Origin of the sequence: Bradyrhizobium sp. 172 (genome assembly GCF_023101065.1) — a bacterium.
Taxonomy (GTDB): Bacteria; Pseudomonadota; Alphaproteobacteria; order Rhizobiales; family Xanthobacteraceae; genus Bradyrhizobium; species Bradyrhizobium canariense_D.
The window spans coordinates 6,336,993-6,355,612 of sequence record NZ_CP064701.1 but is presented as its reverse complement, the minus strand read 5'-3'; the positions used below and the strand labels follow the sequence as shown (position 1 = coordinate 6,355,612).

The 18,620-nt window shown below is 65.4% G+C and carries 17 protein-coding genes and 1 pseudogene; 12 read left to right on the top strand and 6 right to left on the bottom strand.

Annotated features, from left to right (window positions below; all coding sequences use genetic code 11):
* Positions 1-80: 80 nt before the first annotated feature.
* The 3 genes from IVB07_RS30435 to IVB07_RS30425 are packed head-to-tail and all read left to right on the top strand — an operon-like array spanning position 81 to position 3,878.
* Entirely contained in the window at positions 81-578 is a 498-nt protein-coding gene (locus IVB07_RS30435) for a 2Fe-2S iron-sulfur cluster-binding protein (RefSeq protein ID WP_018455702.1), read from the top strand.
* Positions 575-1,630, top strand: a complete 1,056-nt coding sequence (locus IVB07_RS30430; RefSeq protein WP_247294681.1) for a xanthine dehydrogenase family protein subunit M — start codon at positions 575-577, stop codon at positions 1,628-1,630. The genes IVB07_RS30435 and IVB07_RS30430 overlap by 4 nt, the downstream gene beginning before the upstream one ends.
* Positions 1,623-3,878 carry a xanthine dehydrogenase family protein molybdopterin-binding subunit gene (locus IVB07_RS30425; protein WP_018455700.1) on the top strand — a complete coding sequence of 752 codons (2,256 nt, stop codon included), beginning with the start codon at positions 1,623-1,625 and terminating at the stop codon, positions 3,876-3,878. The genes IVB07_RS30430 and IVB07_RS30425 overlap by 8 nt, the downstream gene beginning before the upstream one ends.
* Positions 3,879-3,920: 42 nt before the next feature.
* On the opposite strand, the gene IVB07_RS30420 is transcribed toward IVB07_RS30425, so the two are convergent.
* Both IVB07_RS30420 and IVB07_RS30415 read right to left on the bottom strand, forming a co-directional pair.
* Positions 3,921-4,073, bottom strand: coding sequence for a hypothetical protein (locus tag IVB07_RS30420; protein WP_018455699.1), 153 nt, complete (start codon positions 4,071-4,073; stop codon positions 3,921-3,923).
* A gap of 140 nt (positions 4,074-4,213) precedes the next feature.
* Entirely contained in the window at positions 4,214-4,762 is a 549-nt protein-coding gene (locus IVB07_RS30415) for a cupin domain-containing protein (protein WP_007600574.1), read from the bottom strand.
* Positions 4,763-4,911: 149 nt separating this feature from the next.
* On the opposite strand from IVB07_RS30415, the gene IVB07_RS30410 reads away from it, so the two are divergent.
* Positions 4,912-6,240, top strand: a complete 1,329-nt coding sequence (locus IVB07_RS30410; RefSeq protein WP_085350327.1) for an aspartate aminotransferase family protein — start codon at positions 4,912-4,914, stop codon at positions 6,238-6,240.
* Between the two features lie 70 nt (positions 6,241-6,310).
* Complete coding sequence (locus IVB07_RS30405; protein ID WP_247294675.1) at positions 6,311-7,576, top strand: D-amino acid dehydrogenase; 1,266 nt, start codon at positions 6,311-6,313, stop codon at positions 7,574-7,576.
* 105 nt (positions 7,577-7,681) lie between these two features.
* On the opposite strand, the gene IVB07_RS30400 is transcribed toward IVB07_RS30405, so the two are convergent.
* Complete coding sequence (locus IVB07_RS30400) at positions 7,682-8,338, bottom strand: XRE family transcriptional regulator (protein WP_247294672.1); 657 nt, start codon at positions 8,336-8,338, stop codon at positions 7,682-7,684.
* A gap of 181 nt (positions 8,339-8,519) precedes the next feature.
* Here IVB07_RS30400 and IVB07_RS30395 point away from each other — a divergent pair, with 181 nt between their 5' ends.
* The 4 genes from IVB07_RS30395 to IVB07_RS30380 are packed head-to-tail and all read left to right on the top strand — an operon-like array spanning position 8,520 to position 11,989.
* A complete protein-coding gene (locus tag IVB07_RS30395; protein ID WP_018455694.1) occupies positions 8,520-9,278 on the top strand; it encodes an ABC transporter substrate-binding protein in 759 nt (252 codons plus the stop codon).
* A gap of 30 nt (positions 9,279-9,308) precedes the next feature.
* Complete coding sequence (locus tag IVB07_RS30390) at positions 9,309-9,962, top strand: amino acid ABC transporter permease (protein WP_018455693.1); 654 nt, start codon at positions 9,309-9,311, stop codon at positions 9,960-9,962.
* Positions 9,959-10,690, top strand: a complete 732-nt coding sequence (locus IVB07_RS30385; protein WP_247363741.1) for an amino acid ABC transporter ATP-binding protein — start codon at positions 9,959-9,961, stop codon at positions 10,688-10,690. The genes IVB07_RS30390 and IVB07_RS30385 overlap by 4 nt, the downstream gene beginning before the upstream one ends.
* Positions 10,691-10,702: 12 nt before the next feature.
* Positions 10,703-11,989 carry an FAD-binding oxidoreductase gene (locus IVB07_RS30380; RefSeq protein WP_247294666.1) on the top strand — a complete coding sequence of 429 codons (1,287 nt, stop codon included), beginning with the start codon at positions 10,703-10,705 and terminating at the stop codon, positions 11,987-11,989.
* Positions 11,990-11,991: 2 nt separating this feature from the next.
* On the opposite strand, the gene IVB07_RS30375 is transcribed toward IVB07_RS30380, so the two are convergent.
* The 3 genes from IVB07_RS30375 to IVB07_RS30365 all read right to left on the bottom strand — a co-directional run bounded on the left by IVB07_RS30375 (position 11,992) and on the right by IVB07_RS30365 (position 14,228).
* Positions 11,992-13,581, bottom strand: a complete 1,590-nt coding sequence (locus tag IVB07_RS30375) for a gamma-glutamyltransferase (RefSeq protein WP_247294664.1) — start codon at positions 13,579-13,581, stop codon at positions 11,992-11,994.
* Between the two features lie 227 nt (positions 13,582-13,808).
* Complete coding sequence (locus IVB07_RS30370; protein ID WP_198034822.1) at positions 13,809-13,985, bottom strand: hypothetical protein; 177 nt, start codon at positions 13,983-13,985, stop codon at positions 13,809-13,811.
* Between the two features lie 9 nt (positions 13,986-13,994).
* The gene (locus IVB07_RS30365) at positions 13,995-14,228 is read right to left on the bottom strand and encodes a hypothetical protein (protein WP_007606355.1); all 234 of its coding nucleotides are present in this window, start codon (positions 14,226-14,228) and stop codon (positions 13,995-13,997) included.
* Between the two features lie 206 nt (positions 14,229-14,434).
* Between IVB07_RS30365 and IVB07_RS30360 the strand changes: the two are divergent.
* The 3 genes and pseudogenes from IVB07_RS30360 to IVB07_RS30350 all read left to right on the top strand — a co-directional run bounded on the left by IVB07_RS30360 (position 14,435) and on the right by IVB07_RS30350 (position 18,556).
* Positions 14,435-16,506: pseudogene (locus tag IVB07_RS30360) on the top strand (PQQ-dependent sugar dehydrogenase).
* Positions 16,463-17,404 (top strand): SMP-30/gluconolactonase/LRE family protein, encoded by a 942-nt coding sequence (locus IVB07_RS30355; protein WP_026233001.1) that lies wholly within the window; start codon positions 16,463-16,465, stop codon positions 17,402-17,404. Before IVB07_RS30360 ends, IVB07_RS30355 begins: the two are co-directional and overlap by 44 nt.
* 126 nt (positions 17,405-17,530) lie before the next feature.
* Positions 17,531-18,556 carry a histone deacetylase family protein gene (locus tag IVB07_RS30350; protein WP_018455686.1) on the top strand — a complete coding sequence of 342 codons (1,026 nt, stop codon included), beginning with the start codon at positions 17,531-17,533 and terminating at the stop codon, positions 18,554-18,556.
* The last annotated feature ends 64 nt before the right edge of the window (positions 18,557-18,620 follow it).

Sequence of the window (18,620 nt, the reverse complement as noted above, 5' to 3'; positions counted from 1 at the left end):
TCGGGGGGCGCATATCGACGGCGGCCACGGCGGTGGCGCGCTGCGCGATCACTCATGTCTATTCCTGATCGGAGCCTTGTATGAACCACTCCATCAGCCTCACCGTGAACGGTGCGCGGCGCGACTTCGTCCTCGACGATCCGCGCGTCACGCTGCTCGATCTCCTGCGTGAGCGCCTCCACCTGACCGGAACCAAGAAGGGATGCGACCGCGGCCAATGCGGCGCCTGCACCATTCTCGTCGACGGCAAGCGCATCAACTCCTGTCTCGCGCTGGCCATCAGTCATGATGGCGCCGACATTCTCACCATCGAGGGCCTGGCGCGCGGCGACCAGCTTCACCCCGTGCAGGCCGCTTTCATCTCCCACGACGGATTTCAGTGCGGCTTCTGCACGCCCGGCCAGATCATGAGCGCGATCGGCATGATGAGCGAGGCACAGGCCGGCAACGATCCCGAGCGCATTCGCGAATGCATGAGCGGCAATCTGTGTCGCTGCGGCGCCTATGCCGGCATCGTCGATGCCGTGCTCGACGCGCAGGCCGGCATGGACGAATCCAATCAGAGGCGCTCCGCATGAAGCAATTTGATTATGTCAGGCCCGCCACGGTCGCCGAAGCCGTCGCGGCCGCGACGCAGCCGGGCGCCGTCTATCTCGCCGCCGGCACCAATCTGCTCGATCTGATGAAGGGCGGCGTCAGCCGTCCGGATCGTCTGGTCGACGTTACCCATCTCGACGGACTCGATCGGGTCGAGCGCCTCGCCGACGGTGGTATCCGCATCGGCGCACTGGTGAGCAACGCCGATCTTGCGCATGACGCAGACTTTGCCAAGGCCTATCCGGCCGTCGCCGAAGCGCTGCTCTCCGGCGCATCGGCGCAACTGCGCAATGCCGCGACCGTCGGCGGCAATCTGCTGCAGCGGACGCGCTGCGCGTATTTCTACGACACCGCAAGCCGCTGCAACAAGCGCGAGGCCGGCAGCGGCTGCGACGCCCGCGACGGCGAGAACCGCACCCACGCCGTGCTCGGCTGGAGCGAAAACTGCATCGCCACGCATCCGTCCGATTTCTGCGTGCCGCTGGTCGCGCTCGACGCCATCGTCGAGATCGAAGGCAGGAACGGGCGGCGCGAGATCGCGCTCGACGAACTGCATCGCCTGCCCGGCGATACGCCTGAGCGTGAATCGGCGCTCGAACCGGGGGATCTCATCGTCGCGGTGCGTCTGCCGCCCGCGGCGCGCGGCTTTGCCGCTCATGCGCGCTATCTCAAGGTCCGCGATAGAACGTCCTACGCGTTCGCCGTCGTCTCGGCTGCGGCTGCGCTGCGGATCGAGAACGGCAAGATCGCGGAGGCGCGGCTTGCGCTCGGCGGCGTCGCCGCAAAGCCCTGGCGCGCCCGCGCTGCGGAGGACATGCTCAGGAACGTCGCGCCCACGGTGCACGCTTTCCAGGAAGCCGCCTCGCGCGCGCTCGCCGACGCAAAACCGTCCGGCGACAACGCCTTCAAGATCGAGCTCGCGCGCCGCATCGTCGTGCGCGCGCTGAGCCTCGCCGCTGCCGGTACGCCTGCGCGCATCCCCGCGCTGCCGGCCTCTCCCTTTGCCTCGACGTCCGGAGCCATTCATGCCTGAGGTTAATCTCACCAGCGCGCCCGCTCATCTGCGCCACGGCTCGAACATCGGCCAGCCGCTGACCCGCCGCGACGGCGTGCTTAAGGTCAAAGGCCAGGCGACCTACGCCGCTGACAATCATCCGCCCGGTATGCTGTTTGCAGTGATGGCCGTTTCCAGCATCGCGCACGGCCGCGTGACTTCGCTCGACGTCAGCGCCGCCAAGCGCCACCCCGGCGTCGTCGATGTCATGACGCCAGACCACAAGCCTGGGCTCGCGATCGATCCCGAGATCAAGACCAATCCCTTCGTGTTCCGGATGGAGGTGTTGCAGAGCAATGAGGTCCGCTACGCCAACCAGCCGATCGCCGTCGTGATCGCCGAGACGCTGGAGGCTGCGACCGAAGGCGCGGCGCTGCTGGCGCCGCGCTACGAGACGCTGCCCGCGCTCATCGGCCTCGATGCGGGTGAAAGCTTCGTGCCGCCGGTCGTCGGTGTCGGCAACCCCACGGAAAATCACCGCGGCGATGTCGAGGCGGGGCTTGCCTCCGCCGACAAGCGGATCGACGCGATCTACGAGACGCCGCCGCAATATCACAATGCGATGGAGCCGCATGCGATCGTGGCTGCCTGGGACGGCGACAGTCTGCAGATCGACATGCCGACCCAGGGTCTCATGCTGTCGCTGGCGCGCGTTGCCGAATTATTCGGCATCGCGCACGACAAGATCCACATCCGCAGCCCGTTCCTCGGCGGCGGCTTCGGCTCGAAGGGGCTCATGGCCGGCCCTCCGGTGCTCGGCATCATGGCGGCAAAGCTCGTCGGCAAACCGGTCAAGCTGGTGCTGCGCCGTGAGCAGATGTACGGCCCGGTCGGCCATCGCGCGCCGACGCGGCAGCGGCTGCGCATCGGCACAGATGGCGAGGGGCGCCTGACCGCGCTCGATCACCATGCGAGGACCGTGTCGAGCACGTTCGACGATTTCTACGAACCCGCGGCTGATGCCTCGCACACGCTCTATGCGGCGCCCGCGATCCGCACCTCGCATGATGCCGTGCGCGTCAACACCGGCACGCCGTTGTTCATGCGCGCGCCGGGCGAGGCCACCGGCTCGATCGCGCTAGAGAGCGCGATCGACGAGATGGCGTGGGCTTGCGGCATCGATCCGCTCGCCTTTCGTCTGAAGAACTATGCCGAGGTCGAGCCCATCACCGGCAAGCCGTTCTCGTCCAAGGCATTGCGCGCCTGCTACGAGCAGGGAGCGGCGCGCTTCGGCTGGGCGAAGCGATCGCTCCAGCCGCGGCAGATGCGCGACGACGATGGCCTTCTGGTCGGCTGGGGCATGGGCACCGCGACGTTCCCGGCGCTGATGTTCCAGGCCGAGGCACGCGCAGTGCTTCGCCGCGACGGCTCCGGCGCCATGGAAATCGGCGCGCATGACATGGGGCAGGGCGCCTGGACGGCGCTGGCGCAGATTGCGGCCGACGAACTGGGGCTTGATATCGACCGCGTCGAGTTCAAGGCGGGTTCATCCGACCTGCCCGATGCCGGCATCGCCGGCGGCTCGGCACACACGGCAACCGCGGGTGCCGCGATCCACAGCGCAGGCGCGGCCGTGATTGCAAAACTCGCCGATCTCGCCACCAACGATGAGCGCTCGCCGCTGTTTGGCGCCGGCAATGCCGGCGTGATCGCGCGCGATGGCAGGTTGATCCGGCGCGACGACGAGAGCCGCGGCGAAAGCTATTCCGAGATTCTCGCGCGCGCCGGCGTCGCCGAGCTCGAGGCGCGCGGCACGGGCGCGCCGAATCCGGCGGCGATGGAGGAGTATGCGATGCACGCCCACGGCGCGGTGTTCGCGGAGGTGAAGGTCGATCCCGAGCTCGGCCAGGTCCGCGTCACCCGCATGGTCGGCGCTTTCGCCGCGGGACGCATCGTCAACCCGCGTATGGTGCAGAGCCAGCTGTTCGGTGGCATGATCTGGGGCCTGTCCTTTGCGTTGCACGAGGAAGCCATCACCGACCGCCGCACGGGCCGGATCATGAACGCCAATCTCGGCGAGTACCATATCCCGGTGAATGCCGACGTGCCGCCGCTCGACGTGATCACGGTCGATGAGCACGACCCGCACGTGAACGCGCTCGGTATCAAGGGTGTCGGCGAGATCGGCATCACCGGCAGTGCGGGCGCGGTCGCCAACGCGGTGTGGCATGCGACTGGGGTGCGTGTCCGCCGTTTTCCGATCCGGATCGAGGAGTTGCTGACGTAGCCTGAGGCCGCGGGCCGGCGAGGCTGTCTCGCTCTCCGCCTGCTAGTGCAGCTTCTTGCGAAGAGCCTTGAGCGCTTCTCGCTGCGACTCGATGTAGTTCGCGATGGCCTTGCGCAGCTCCTCCGAATGGAGCTTGTCGTTGTCGCGCTGCACTTCATCGAGTGCGGCCTCTGCATTTGCGAGCGTGATCTTCATAGCGAGCCCTGTTACGAAGCGGCTCCGGAAAGCGGAGGCTGCTTGGCTATGGCTCGAAATATATAGAGGATCAGGCTGCGGAAATTGAGATGGCTCAAGCTCCGTAAGATACCGGTGGCTCCGTAGGATCGCGGATAACTTTAAAATGTCGGCGGTGTGCAGGCCGAGATCACCTCGCACGGCTTGCCGCCGACGCAGCGGAAGCGATGCGGACGCCGGCTCTCGAAGTAATAGGCATCGCCCGGATTGAGGATGCGGCGCTCGTCCTCGACGGTGACTTCGAGCTTTCCCGAGATCACGATGCCGCCTTCCTCCCCGTCATGGACGAGGTGAACGCGCCCGGTGTCGCTGCCGGGCTCGTAGCGCTCCTTCAGGATCTGCAGGCTGCGACCGAACAGATTGTCGCCGATCTGCCGATAGGAGATCGGCTTCTTGCCGACCTCGGTCAGCTCTTCGCCGCGGTAAAATATCTTGCGCCGGCTCTCCGGCTCCAGCGCGAAGAATTCGGCGAGCCCCATCGGAATGCCGTCGAGGATGCGCTTGAGGGCGCCGACCGACGGGTTCATCTGGTTGGATTCGATCAGCGAGATCGTCGAATTGGTGACGCCGGCGCGCTTGGCGAGTTCGCGCTGCGACAGCTTCTGGCGCGCCCGGATGAATCGCAGCCGTCCACCGATATCGACGCTCATGTCCCTGTCCCGTGTTGCAGGTGTTGCGGATCGCGCAAATATGGACCGGCAGCCCCAGTCAAATCAATGGCTTGCAGCCTCTCAGAAAAGGACTTGTTGCGCTTTTCAAGCCGTGCCTCTGGTAGCAGGTCAGCAAAGGAGCGTGGCCCGTGACCCTTCATCAGATTCCGAACACCATCAAGACCGACTCGTTCTGGATGCCGTTCACGGCCAACCGGCAATTCAAGAAGGCGCCGCGCCTGTTCTCCTCGGCCGAGGGCATGCACTACACCACCGTCGACGGCCGCAAGGTGATCGACGCCTCCGCCGGCCTCTGGTGCGTCAATGCCGGCCACGGCCGCAAGCAGATCGCCGCCGCCGTCGAGCGCCAGCTGATGACGCTGGATTTCGCACCGTCGTTCCAGATGGGCCATCCGCTGGCATTCGACTTCGCCGAGCGTCTGGCCGAGATCGCGCCGAAGGGCCTCGATCGCATCTTCTTCACCAATTCCGGCTCCGAGTCGGTCGACACCGCGCTGAAGATCGCGCTCGCCTATCACCGCGCCAACGGCCAGGCGAGCCGCACCCGTCTGATCGGCCGCGAGCGCGGCTATCACGGCGTCGGCTTCGGCGGCACCTCGGTCGGCGGCATGGTCGCCAACCGCCGCGCCTTCGCGACCCTGCTGCCGGGCGTCGACCACATCCGTCACACCCACGATCTCACCCGCAACGCCTTCGCCAAGGATCAGCCCGAGCATGGCGCCGAGCTCGCCGATGATCTCGAGCGGTTGGTGGCCCTGCATGGCGCCGAGACCATCGCCGCCGTCATCGTCGAGCCAGTGCCCGGATCGACCGCGGTGTTGCCGCCGCCGAAGGGCTATCTCCAGCGCCTGCGCGACATCTGCGATAAGCACGGTATTCTCCTGATCTTCGACGAGGTCATCACCGGCTTCGGCCGCCTCGGCACGCCGTTCGCCGCCAACTTCTTCGGCGTCACGCCTGACATGATGACGACGGCCAAGGGCATCACTAACGGCACCGTTCCCTGCGGCGCCGTGTTTGCGAGCCGCAAGGTTCACGACGGCCTGATGGTCGGCCCGGAGAACGCGATGGAGCTGTTCCACGGCTACACCTATTCGGCGCACCCGGTCGCCTGCGCCGCGGGCATCGCGACGCTCGACATCTACAAGGATGAAGGCCTGCTGACGCGCGGTGCTTCGATCTCTGAATACTGGCGCGACGCGCTGCATTCGCTGAAGGGCCTGCCCAACGTCGTCGATATCCGCAATTGCGGCCTGATGGGCGCGGTCGAGCTGTCGCCGCGTGACGGTACGGTCGGCGTGCGTGGCTACGACGTCATGGTCGACTGCTTCAATCGCGGGCTGTACTTCCGCATGAGTGGCGATAGCTTTGCGCTGTCGCCTCCGCTCATCGTCGAGAAGAGCCACATCGACGATATCGTGTCGATCCTCGGCGATGCCATCAAGCGGGTGGCCTGATAATTGCTCTCGCCGTTGCGGAGTTCCCTCTTGCAGCGGCGAGCGTGATGCCGCAGGAGTTTGACCAAGCGTGAAAGTTCTGATCCTCGGCAGCGGTGTCATCGGTGTCACCTCTGCCTACTACCTCGCGCGTGCCGGCCATGAGGTGACGGTCGTCGACCGTCAGCCCGAACCGGCGCTCGAGACCTCCTTTGCCAATGCCGGCGAAGTGTCGCCCGGCTATTCCTCGCCCTGGGCCGGTCCCGGCGTGCCGGTGAAGGCGGTCAAATGGCTGCTGATGAAGCACGGCCCGCTGGTGATCCGGCCGAAGCTCGATCCCGTGATGTGGGTCTGGCTGCTCAAGATGCTGCGCAACTGCACCAGCGAACGCTACGCGATCAACAAGAGCCGGATGATTCCGATCGCGGAATACAGCCGCGATTGCCTGCGCGACCTGCGCCGCGACATCGGCATCCAGTATGACGAGCGCTCGCAGGGCACGCTGCAGCTGTTTCGCTACCAAGCCCAGCTCGACGGCACCGGTGAGGACATCGCCGTGCTCAAGCAATACGGCGTGCCGTTCGAGGTGTTGAGCCGCGAGGGCTGCATCGCGGCCGAGCCGGCTCTGGCGGGCGTGAAAGAGAAGGTCGCGGGCGGACTACGCTTGCCGCAGGACGAGACCGGCGACTGCCACATGTTCACGCAGGCACTGGCCAAGCATGCCGAAGCGCTCGGCGTGCGCTTCATGTTCAATACCGGCATCGACCGCATCGTCACCGACGGGGCGCGCGTTAGCGGCGTCGCGACCAGCGCTGGGATGTTGCAGGCAGAAGCTTACGTGCTCGCGCTCGGAAGCTGGTCGTCGCGGCTGGTCGCGCCGCTCGATATTTCGCTGCCAGTCTATCCCGTGAAGGGTTATTCGATCACGGTACCGATCAAGGACGCTTCCGGCGCGCCGGAATCGACGGTGATGGACGAGAGCTATAAAGTCGCCATCACGCGCCTCGGCAATCGCATCCGCGTCGGCGGCACCGCCGAAATCTCCGGCTTCTCGAGCCAGCTCTATGGTGCGCGGCGCGCCACGCTCGATCACTCGCTGACCGATCTGTTTCCGCGAGGCGGCGATCTCTCCAAGGCGACGTTCTGGAGCGGCCTGCGCCCGATGACGCCGGACGGCCCGCCCGTGATCGGCCCGACGCAATACGCCAACCTTCACCTCAACACCGGCCATGGCACGCTAGGCTGGACCATGTCCTGCGGCTCCGGCCGCGTGCTCGCCGACATGCTGTCAGGCAAGAAGCCGGACATTGATGTGAGTGCGCTGACAGTGGACCGGTACAAGTACCGGTTTGGCTAAGACTCTATCCTCCCGTCATTGCGAGGAGCTCTCGCGACGAGGAATCCAGAGTGTCTCCGCGGTGAGAATGTGGATTGCTTCGCTTCGCTGGCAATGACGGCTGCGCTACGCCGTCCCCGTCACGCAATTCACCCACAGCACCACCGCCTTCGCGTCATTGGCTGGATTTAAAAACCGGTGCGGCCGACGGCTTGCAAACCGAAAACTGTCGCCCGTCTTCAGCGACCACGTCTCGCTGTCCACCGTCAGCATCATCTCGCCTTCGAGAACGAGGCCGGCTTCCTCGCCGTCATGGGTGTAGAGCTCGTCACCGGTGGAGCCGCCCGGCTCCAGATGCACCAGGAACAGGTTGAGCCGGTTGTCGGGGCTGGCGGGGCTCAGCAACTGCTTGGACACGCCGGTGCGCCAGAGCTTCAGCTCGGGCCGCTGCAGTCCGCGCGTGACCACCTGATCTGGTGCACCGTCGGCGTTCGGGCTCGCGCCGAACAGCGCGGCGATGCCGACGCCGAGCACGTCGGCGAGCGTGGCCAGCACGCGCAGCGACGGCGACGACAGTCCGCGCTCGATCTGGCTGAGGAAACCGATCGACAGCTCCGTGCGCGAGGCGACCGTCTCGAGCGAGAATTGCCTGATGCGCCTGAGATCGCGAATGCGGCGGCCGACCGCAACATCCATCGCCGGCTCGGCCGCTTTGGCGATAGCCCGGGCGGAGGCTTTCACCTTCACCTTCTTCACCGGCTTTGCGGCGGCCGGCCTGTGCATTCTCTTGCCACCGCTCACGTCAAACCGCTTCCTTCATGTGCATGAAAACCACTTGCATCGGCCGCAGAAGTGTGACCAAATTTTCATATTGGTGAAAATAGGCCGAAACGGCTTTGCCCGCAACGTCTGCGATGAACGAGGTTTGCGAGCGCCGCCATCGGTCGGGCCCAAGGGGGATGCGATGAAGCGTTTTGGTCTGGCCGCGCTCGCGGCACTCGCGATTGCCGCAGCAGCGCCGGCTTCGGCGCAGCAAGTGCTGAAGGTCGGCTCGACGCCGACAGGCATTCCCTTCACCTTCCTCGACACCAAGACCAATAGCATCCAGGGCATCATGGTCGATCTCGTCACTGAAGTGGGCAAGGATGCCGGCTTCAACGTGCAGATCGAGCCGATGCAGTTCTCGGCCCTGATCCCGTCGCTGACATCAAGCAAGATCGACATCATCGCGGCCGCGATGTTCATCACAGCGCCGCGCAAGGAGGTCGTCGACTTCTCCGACCCGATCTACACCTATGGCGAAGGCCTCGTGGTCCCCAAGAGCGACACCAAGGCCTACGCCACCCAGGACGATCTGAAGGGCGAGACGGTCGGCGCTCAGGTCGGCACCGCCTTCGTCGACGCGCTGAAGAAGTCCGGCCTGTTCGCCGACGTCAAGGCCTACGACACCATCCCCGACATCCTGCGCGACGTGAACACCGGCCGCCTCAAGGCCGGTTACGCCGACTATCCGATCCTCGCCTACAATCTGAAGCAGGGCGGCTTCCCCGAGGTGCGCCTGGTCGATGGCTACAAGCCCGTCACCGTCGGCTCGGTGGGCATCGGCGTGCGCAAGGGCGAGGCCGCGCTGCTCGGCAAGATCAACGCTTCGCTCGCCAAGCTGAAGGCCAACGGCACCATCGACAAGATCCTCGATAAATGGGGTCTGAAGGCACAGGGTTGATCGGCAGAGGCCATCGATGAAAGCTGATCGATGAAAGGCTTCTGGCACGACGCGGCCGAATTCTTCCCGATCCTGATGAGCGGCGTCGCGCTGACGATCGTCGTCACCATCGGCTCGCTGCTGCTTTCGACGGTTCTTGGCCTCGTCTGGGCGATGATGCGGGTCTCCGGCATCCGCGTCCTGTCGCTGCTCAGCGCCAGCCTGATCAACGTGATCCGCGGCATTCCGATCATCGTGCTGTTGTTCTACCTCTATTTCGTGATGCCCGATCTCGGCGTTACCCTGTCCGCGTTGCAGGCCGCGATCCTCGGGCTCGGCATCGCCTACTCGGCCTATCAGGCGGAGAATTTCCGCGCCGGCATCGAGGCCATCGACAAAGGGCAGATCGAGGCGGCGCAATCGATCGGCATGGGCTGGTGGCTGACCATGCGCCGGGTCGTGCTGCCGCAGGCGGTGCGGATCGTGCTGCCGCCCTATGGCAACGTCATGATCATGATGCTGAAGGACTCTTCGCAGGCCTCGACCATCACGGTCGCCGAGCTCGCCCTTCAGGGCAAGCTGATCGCGTCCTCGACCTTCAAGAACACCAACGTGTTCACGCTTGTCGCGCTGATGTATCTCACCATGAGCATTCCGCTGATCCTGCTGGTCCGTCACTTCGAGAAGCGGGCCGGCAAGAAATGATCGACTTGACCGACGTCCACAAGAGCTTCGGTGCGAACGAGGTGCTCAAGGGCATCACGGCGTCCGTCCAGAAGGGCGAGGTGGTCTGCATCGTCGGCCCCTCCGGCTCCGGCAAGTCCACCATCTTGCGCTGTATCAACGGTCTCGAAAGCTACGACCGCGGCGAGATCAGCGTCGAGGGATTGAAGGTCGACAGCGACGCGCCGTCGATCGTGAAAGTCCGCACCCAGGTCTCGATGGTGTTCCAGCGCTTCAATCTGTTTCCGCACCGGACGGTGCTGGAGAACGTGGTTGAAGGTCCGCTCTATGTGAAGCAGGAGCCACGCGCTGCCGCATTCGAGCGTGGCCGCGCGCTGCTCGCCCAGGTGGGCCTTGCCGAGAAAGCCAACGAGCATCCGCCCCAGCTCTCCGGCGGCCAGCAGCAGCGCGTCGCGATCGCACGGGCGCTGGCGATGCAGCCCAAGGCCATCCTGTTCGACGAACCGACCTCGGCGCTCGATCCTGAATTGGTCGGCGACGTTCTCGGCGTGATGCGCAAGCTCGCCGACGACGGCATGACCATGGTCGTCGTCACCCATGAGATGGGCTTTGCCCGCGACGTCGCCGACCGCGTGCTGTTCATCGACGGCGGCGTCATCGTCGAGCAGGGGCCGGCCAAGTCGCTGCTCAATCAACCCCAGCATCCGCGCACGCAGGACTTTTTGCGCCGCGTGCTGCATCCGCTCTGACCGGTCTTCGCCATGACCACGCGCCTGCCTCTGCCGCCGTCCCTCTACGCCGACACCGCCGTCGTGCCGCCGACTACGCCGCCGCTCGAAATCGACAGGACGGTCTCGGTCGCGATCGTCGGCGGCGGCTACACCGGCCTGTCCACGGCGTTGCACCTGGCGGAGCAGGGTGTCGAGGCACTGGTGCTGGAGGCGCAGGAGCCGGGCTGGGGCGCATCCGGCAATAATGGCGGTCACACCAATCCCGGACTGAAGCACGATCCCGATCAGATCGAGGCGGATTTCGGCGCTGAGCTCGGCCGCCGCATGGTCGCGTTCTCCTACGGCACGACGAACTTCACCCACGATTTGATCCGCCGCTACCAGATCCCGTGCGAAGCACGGCAGAACGGCACGCTGCGCGCGGCCTATAACGAGGCCAGCGCCGCCGCGATCGAGACAACCGCACAGCAGTGCATCGCCCGTGGCATGCCGGTGTCGTACCTCAATCGCGAGCAATTGCGCGAGATGACGGGCACGGATCGCTACATCGGCGCCATGCTGGATGCGCGCGGCGGCGATCTGCATCCGCTCAGCTATGCCCGCGGCCTCGCGCGCGCCGCGATCTCCGCGGGCGCGAAGGTGTATGGCGAAACACCCGCACTATCACTCCGTCGCGAGGGCAGCCGCTGGCGCATCGAGACGCCGCGCGCGGTGGTGCATGCCGACAAGGTGCTGCTCGCGACCAACGGTTTTACCGACGATCTCTGGCCGGCGCTTCGCCGCACCATCGTGCCGGTGTTTTCCTCGATCGCGGCCACGGCCCCGCTCTCTGACGACGTGGCCCGTTCGATCATGCCGACGCGTCCCGTCCTTTACGAGAGCGGCCACATCACCGTCTATTACCGCATCGATCAGCAGAACCGCCTCTTGATGGGGGGCCGCGGCCCGATGCGCTGGATCAGTTCGCCGCGCGACGTCGCCTATCTCATGCGATACGCCGAACGGCTATGGCCGCAGCTCAAGGGCGTGGCCTGGACCCATGGCTGGAACAGCCGGCTTGCCATCACCGCGGATCATTACCCGCATGTGCACGAGCCCGCGGACAACATCCTGATCTCGCTCGGCTGCAACGGCCGCGGCGTCGCGCTCTCGACCGCGATGGGCGCGCAGCTCGCACGACGTCTGATCGGCGGCGCCAAGGCCGAGATCGACATGCCCGTCACCGGCATCAAGCCGATCCCGATGCACGCCTTCTGGCCGGTTGGCGTGACGACGGCAGTGATCGCTGGCCGCGTGCGGGACCGGTTGGGGATCTAAGCTCAGCCTTCCGCCACTGCGTCGGCCCAGGGCTGAAAAATCTCGACCGCGCCGGAATTGGTGTCGCCGTCGCGCATCACGACGCTCGGGCAGGCGAACTTCTGCGGCAAGTACTGCACCCGCGCTTCCTCGTAGTCGAATCGGGCCGCGAGCATCTCGCGTGTGTCCGCCGGCAGCCTGGTATCGCCGATCACGATCGCGCCTTCGCTGGCGTCGATGCGCGGTTGATGGATTGCGGCATCGAGATCCATGCCAAAATCCATCGCAAACGACACGATCTGCATCACCGACGGGAGGATGCGGCGACCGCCGGAGGCACCGACCGCGAGCCGTCTGCCGTCCTCGGCCTCGGCGATGACGGGCGTGTAGTTGGTGAGACAGCGCTTGCCAGAGGCGAGCGAGTTGGTGGTGCCTGGCTTCGGGTCGAACCACATGATGCCGTTGTTCATGGCGATGCCGGTGTGCGGCGTGACGTATTTCGAGCCGAAGGACGACAGCAGCGTCTGCGTCACCGCCGCGATGTTGCCGTGGCGGTCGACCACGGAGAAGTGCGTGGTGCAGGCGGGCGCCAGATATTCCGCGCCGAGCGAGCGCTTGCCGTCGGCATCGCCCATATCCTTGAGTCGCTCGCGATAGGCCGATTGCAGCGCGGCGGCATATTCGGCATAGGCGGCCGCGTCGGGCGCGCTTCCCGGCTTCAGGTTCTGCTGCAACAGGCGCAGCGCATGCGCCATTGTCGGTCCGGCTGTGAGCTCCGGCGTCGCAAACACGTTGCCGCCACGATAGGGGATCGCCAGCGGATCGCGCCGATGAGCTCGGAACGCGGCGAGATCCTCCACTGACAGCGCGCCGCCGTCGGCCTTGATGTCGGATGCGATGCTCCTGGCGAGATCGCCCTGGTAGAAATCGCGCGGACCGGCGTCGGCCAGGTGCGCCAGTGTCGCCTTCAGCGTGTCCAGCGGCAGTCGCGTCTCGGACTTGATGCCCCACGGCGCGCTCGGCGGGAGGCCGTCCTTCAGGAACGTTGTCGCGCTCGCGGGATAGCGCCGAAGATCGGACGCCGATGCCGCGATCGTCAGCGTGGTCCACCAATCGACCAGCAGGCCTTCGCCGGCGAGGGCGACGGCCGGCGCGACCAGATCCTTCCACGGCAGCCTGGCGTGACGGCGATGCGCCTCCTCCATGCCGGCGACGACGCCGGGCACGGCGATCGAGCCGGGGCCGTGGATGTTGCGGTCGTCCTTCACCCGCTGCCAGGGAAACAGGTCGGAAGCCGCGCCTTCGCCGCTGAGCGGATAGTCGGCGGCGCGCAGGCTTTGCGGCGCGCACATGCCGTAGTCGATCACCTCGTGGAGATTTTCCGCGGCACGGTAGAGCACCATCGCGCCGCCGCCGCCCATGCCGCTGTTCCAGGGCTCCAGCACGTTAAGTGCGAAGGTGGTGGCGACGATCGCGTCCACACAGTCGCCGCCCGCCGCCAGCACTTGCGCCCCCACTTCGGCCGCCCGCCGCGATTGCGCGGCGACGATGCCGCCTTTGGATGTGACGGCGGGCTTGCGGACGGTTTGGGTGTGGCTGAACTGGTGCGGCATGATGATGTCTGTGTGCTGTCTTCGGTTTGGCTTCGTTGCGCTGAGCTCCGCGAAGAATGGCACATCGCCCCCATCGAGAACATCGAAAGGGCGACGCGGCATGGCTGGTGTGTAACAGCGGGGGTGGCGCAGTCGGCAAGACGTAGATGCCAAGACGAGAAAGCCCGGGACAGGCCCGGGCATGACGAGTTATGAGACCGATCAGTGGGAAGCGGAAGCCGCAGGGCTCAGCGCGCGCGATCCAGCCGGCTGGCCTGATACTTGGCGTGCCATTTCGGGCCAGGCCCGCGCATGTAGTGGAGCTCGGGGCGGTAGGGATTGCCCGCGATCCGGATCAGCGTCAGCCATTTGCTGGCGATGAAGTTCAGGGGCTGGCGGAGCAGGGTCAGTGACGCGAGCAACATGGCATCACCTCAGTGCGGCTTGCCGAGCATGGCAGTGAAGGGGAGGTCGAAGATCTCCTCGCCGTCGGAGCCGCTGACATGGATTACCCAGTCGCGCCAATCCTCAGCGCCGGGCGTCAGGATCATCGCGTTCATGATCTGGGCGGCACGGTCGCGCGCCTCGGTCAGGTTGGTCACGGCTGTGCCGCTGCGATCGATCAGCGTGCCGTCCAAGTTGGAGCAGTGAAAATAGACCTGGACCATATGCGTCTCCTATTGGGAGCGATTGGGACGGCAAACCGATACCATTCCAAGCCTTCGCGAAACATTCGGGTCGAGCCCGGTAAGGGAATCTACGGAGATTGGTCGGCGCCAAGCCCCCTGCTGGTTTGATCACAAGGGGGTGTTGATCAACTGGACGGCGTTCCCGCGGCATGGAACAACCCTGGACGGAACGTCCGGGAGGCGCCGTGAACCACCTCACATTTTGGCGTGAAAGCCGAAGCCTGCGCGCATGCACGGGCGCCTTGGTGGTCCTCCTGACCCTCGCCTCGGTAGGCTCATCAGAACCGGTCCGCAAGAGCGGCTATGCGATCGGCACGGAGACCTGCGGCAGCGCCGATCTCGCCTTTCCCAGAATCCAGATCGACATGAAGGCGGGATTTTGCGCTGGCCTCGTCGCCAGCGAGGAGGATCGGCTGAAATTCCCGCGCTCGATCATCCAGGTGCCCGGTCGTGACCTGTTCGTGGTCGCCGACATGGCGGGCTGGGGCCATACCGTTGGCCGGCTGCCGTTGCTCGACCCGCGGGCACCCCAGGGACAGCTGTTCAAGGAGTTGCTGACTGCAATCGAATATCCGTTCGGCCTCGCGATCGGCCCGGACAAGAAGCTCTATGCCTCGAGCGCGGAGACGATCTTCCGGTTCGATCCGCTCGCCGACAATCCGCGCGACACGGCAAGACCGTCGTCCGTCACATGCCCGGCCGCCGGATCACATTGCCCGACGGCAAAAAGCTCGACGAGAGCGCGCATCCATTCAAGCAGTTTGTCTTTGATAAGAACGGCCGGCTGTTCGTCAATGTCGGCTCGCACAGCGACGACTGCATCACGCCGGCGCCGATCACGAGACCTTGCGCGGCGGCCGAGGGCGTTTCCGCAATGGCGTCGATCTGGCTGTTCACGCCGCCCCCGGGCGGTATCTTCCCGGCGTTGAAGCCTGGCGAACCCGACCCGCCGCACGGTGTCTATGCGCGCGGCCTGTGCAACTCGATGGCGCTGGCGCTGCATCCGAACTTCCCTGATGCGGGCTATGCCTTTCTGCAAGGCGAGAACGGCCGCGACCTGCCTGACATTTTCAAGCCGAACGAGGAGATCAACGCGATCGAGCAGGGCAGGCATTACGGCTGGCCCTATTGCTACGATTTGTCGACGCCGAGTCTAGAATTCAGGATCGTATTGCGGTCGGGGGTCTACAAATCGCTGTGCACCGCCAACGCTCTCTACAAGGCGCCGTTCTCGCTGCTGCCGCCGCACGGCGCGCCGCTCGCGATGCTCTATTATCGCGGCGCGAAATTTCCGGAGCTCGAGGGCAAGCTGCTGGTCGGCCTGCATGGCTATCGCCCGACCGGCAGCCGCGTCATCGTCTATGACGTCGACGATCACGGCTTCCCGAAGCCCGCCCCGGCGCCGGTACGCTATCATGTCAGTTGCGCGGCCGATCCGACCCACAGCTTTCAGACCGAGGCCGGCGCCGTCGCCGCCGCGCCGTTCGAGGAGCTGATCGCAGGCTGGCACCGCGTCAACGGCGCGCGGCCGCAAGGTGCGCCGGTCGGCATGACGGTCGCGGAGGACGGCGCAATCTGGCTGGTCGAGGACAAAAACCAGACCGTGATCCGGATCGACCGCGCCGCGGGCGATGCGCCGTCGCCGCTGCCCTGCGACGTGCGTAGCCAGGCGCTGATCGAGCAACTGGCGGTCTTCGTGGCCAGGGACGCGCAGAACAGCGTCCGGCTCACCAATTTGCGCAAGGGCCTCGTCGAAAAGCACTGCGTCGGCTGTCACTCGGATTTCGGCCTGAAGCCGGGCCTATCGGACGCTCAGAAGGACGCGACGGTGCTTCGCTTCATGCTGTCGCAGGATGGCTGGATCTATCCTGGTGATCCCGATTCCGGAAAGTTGCGCACGCGGCTTCGTGGGTTGGGCGCGGAGAAACTGATGCCGCCGGGTGGCGACGGCCTGCCGAAGGCCGAACCCGGTTACACGCGCCTGCTCGACACGGCGGATCTGCTGGTGTCAAGAATGGTTCCAGGCATCCGGATGCGGATCAAGTCCGGCCCGCCGCAGCGCAAGTTCTTTGGCAAAACGAACAAGGAATGCGGCGAAATACCGGCTGCCAAGGTCGTCGTCGTGACACAAAGGAACGCTGTAGACAAACCCGGTTTCAGCCGCTTCTTCCGACCGGCCGATGCCTATCTGAATGGCGAGTGCAGCGACGGCGATGGCTATTACATCCGGCAGGAATTTCTGGTGCCTGTGCAGTAGCGTTGTTCTCGTCCTTGCGACGGCACCGGCCCGAGCGGAAACGAAACTGTTCGAAAGCGTGCAGGTGACGCCATCAGGCGAATACACGTTCGGCATCGAAGGGCCGGCCGCCGATCTCGACGGCAATCTCTTCGTCGTCAATTTCGGCAAGCCCGGCACCATCGGCAAGCTGCCCGTCGGCGGCACGGCGTCCGAGCCGTTCACGGCGCTGCCCGAGGGCAGCGTCGGCAATGCCATCCGCTTCGCGCGCGACGGCACCATGTTCATCGCCGACTACAAGAAGCACAACATCTTCGCGATCCCGAAGGGATCGACCGAGCCCGCCATCTGGTTTCACTCCGACGAGATGAACCAGCCCAACGACATCACCATCGCCCGCGACGGCACGATCTACGCGAGCGATCCGAACTGGAAAGGTCGCGAAGGCCACATCTGGCGCATCGCGAAGGGAGCCGACGGAACGGTGCAGGGACAGCTGATGTCGGCGCCGCGCGCGATGGGCACGACCAACGGCATAGATCTCAGCCCTGATGACAAGACGCTCTATGTCGGGGAATCCAGCAGCGGTCAGATCTGGTCCTATACGGTCGCCGGCAACGAGCTCACCAGTCCAAGACTCGTCAAGGCATTTCAGCCCGACACTGTCGACGGCCTGCGCACCGACATCGCTGGCCGCCTGTATGTTGCGCGCATCCTCAAGGGCACGATCACGTTGATGAAGGCCAATGGCGCGGTGGAGCGGGAGATCACGCTGAGAGCCAAGGAGCCGACCAACCTCGCCTTCGGAGGCCACGACGGCAAGACGATCTTCGTCACTCAGCGTCAGGGCGGCTTCGTCGAGTCCTTCCGCACCGACCAGCAGGGCCGCGAGCACTGCCTTCAGCGCGGGCGCTGCTGAGCTTCACGAGGGATCTGCTTCCGGCGCAGGGCGGTGCGACAGGGGCGGCATTCTTCTTGCTTGCATCTCGCCGCCGCGGGGATTTAGACATCTGTGGCACCCTCAAAGCGACCACGGAGTGTTCGAGTGAAAGCCGTCCATACCGAGCTGCATCGCAGCCACGATCCGCAATTCTTCCTGGTTCGAGGTGTGGTCAAGCGCACCACCGAGCAGCCCGAACGTGCCGACCGCCTGCTCAAAGGGCTCAAGGACGGCAAGCATCAACTGGTCGAGCCGACCACATTCGGGCAGGGACCGCGTGCGCGCATCCACAGTCCGGAATATCTGTCGTTCCTGAGCGAGGCCTGGGAGGCCTGGACCGCGCTCGGCGATTCCGGCCCGGAGATGATCGGCAATATCCATCCGGTGCGCCATGCCGCGACTTATCCCACCCATATCACCGGCAAGCTCGGCTGGCACACCGCCGACACCGCGGCGCCGATCGGCCCGGGCACCTGGGCTGCGGCCTGCGCTGCGACCGACGTCGCGGTCACCGCGGCACAGATGGTGATGGACGGCGAGGATGCGACCTATGCGCTCTGCCGGCCGCCCGGCCATCACGCCTATCGCGACATGGCCGGCGGCTTCTGCTTCCTCAACAACAGCGGGATCGCGGCGGCGCATCTGCGGCAGAGGCACGAGCGTGTCGTGATCCTCGACGTCGACGTCCATCACGGCAACGGCACGCAAGGAATCTTCTACGCGCGGCCGGATGTCTACACGGTCTCGATCCATGCCGATCCCGTCGCGTATTATCCTTACGTGTGGGGCTATGCGCATGAGCGCGGCGAAGGTCCCGGCCTTGGCACAAATCTCAACATTCCCCTGGCGATCGGCACCGGCGATGACGGCTACATCCAGGCGATGGACGTCGCGCGCAAGGCGATCGAGTCCTTTGCGCCCGGCGCCCTCGTCATCGCGCTCGGCCTCGACGCCTCCGAGCACGATCCGCTCAAGGGTCTCGCCGTCACCACGCCGGGCTTCCGCCGCATCGGACAGGCCATCGCGAAGATGGGCCTGCCGACCGTGTTCGTGCAGGAGGGCGGCTACCTCTCGGACATCCTCGGCGCGAACCTGACCTCGGTGCTGGCCGGCTTCGAAGAGGCGCGCTGATTCTCGCTGAGTAGCCCATCATTCTCCGTCATTGCGAGGGTAGCGAAGCAATCCAGAATCTTTC

Excerpts from the sequence above, each read along its gene's own strand:
- IVB07_RS30380 (WP_247294666.1), top strand. The coding sequence starts at position 10,703 with ATGACCACGCGCCTGCCTCTGCCGCCGTCCCTCTACGCCGACACCGCC.
- IVB07_RS30420 (WP_018455699.1), bottom strand. The coding sequence starts at position 4,073 with ATGAAGATCACGCTCGCAAATGCAGAGGCCGCACTCGATGAAGTGCAG.
- IVB07_RS30435 (WP_018455702.1), top strand. The coding sequence starts at position 81 with ATGAACCACTCCATCAGCCTCACCGTGAACGGTGCGCGGCGCGACTTC.
- IVB07_RS30415 (WP_007600574.1), bottom strand. The coding sequence starts at position 4,762 with ATGAGCGTCGATATCGGTGGACGGCTGCGATTCATCCGGGCGCGCCAG.
- IVB07_RS30375 (WP_247294664.1), bottom strand. The coding sequence starts at position 13,581 with ATGCCGCACCAGTTCAGCCACACCCAAACCGTCCGCAAGCCCGCCGTC.
- IVB07_RS30425 (WP_018455700.1), top strand. The coding sequence starts at position 1,623 with ATGCCTGAGGTTAATCTCACCAGCGCGCCCGCTCATCTGCGCCACGGC.
- IVB07_RS30370 (WP_198034822.1), bottom strand. The coding sequence starts at position 13,985 with ATGTTGCTCGCGTCACTGACCCTGCTCCGCCAGCCCCTGAACTTCATC.
- IVB07_RS30395 (WP_018455694.1), top strand. The coding sequence starts at position 8,520 with ATGAAGCGTTTTGGTCTGGCCGCGCTCGCGGCACTCGCGATTGCCGCA.
- IVB07_RS30400 (WP_247294672.1), bottom strand. The coding sequence starts at position 8,338 with ATGCACAGGCCGGCCGCCGCAAAGCCGGTGAAGAAGGTGAAGGTGAAA.
- IVB07_RS30365 (WP_007606355.1), bottom strand. The coding sequence starts at position 14,228 with ATGGTCCAGGTCTATTTTCACTGCTCCAACTTGGACGGCACGCTGATC.
- IVB07_RS30385 (WP_247363741.1), top strand. The coding sequence starts at position 9,959 with ATGATCGACTTGACCGACGTCCACAAGAGCTTCGGTGCGAACGAGGTG.
- IVB07_RS30430 (WP_247294681.1), top strand. The coding sequence starts at position 575 with ATGAAGCAATTTGATTATGTCAGGCCCGCCACGGTCGCCGAAGCCGTC.
- IVB07_RS30355 (WP_026233001.1), top strand. The coding sequence starts at position 16,463 with ATGGCTATTACATCCGGCAGGAATTTCTGGTGCCTGTGCAGTAGCGTT.
- IVB07_RS30390 (WP_018455693.1), top strand. The coding sequence starts at position 9,309 with ATGAAAGGCTTCTGGCACGACGCGGCCGAATTCTTCCCGATCCTGATG.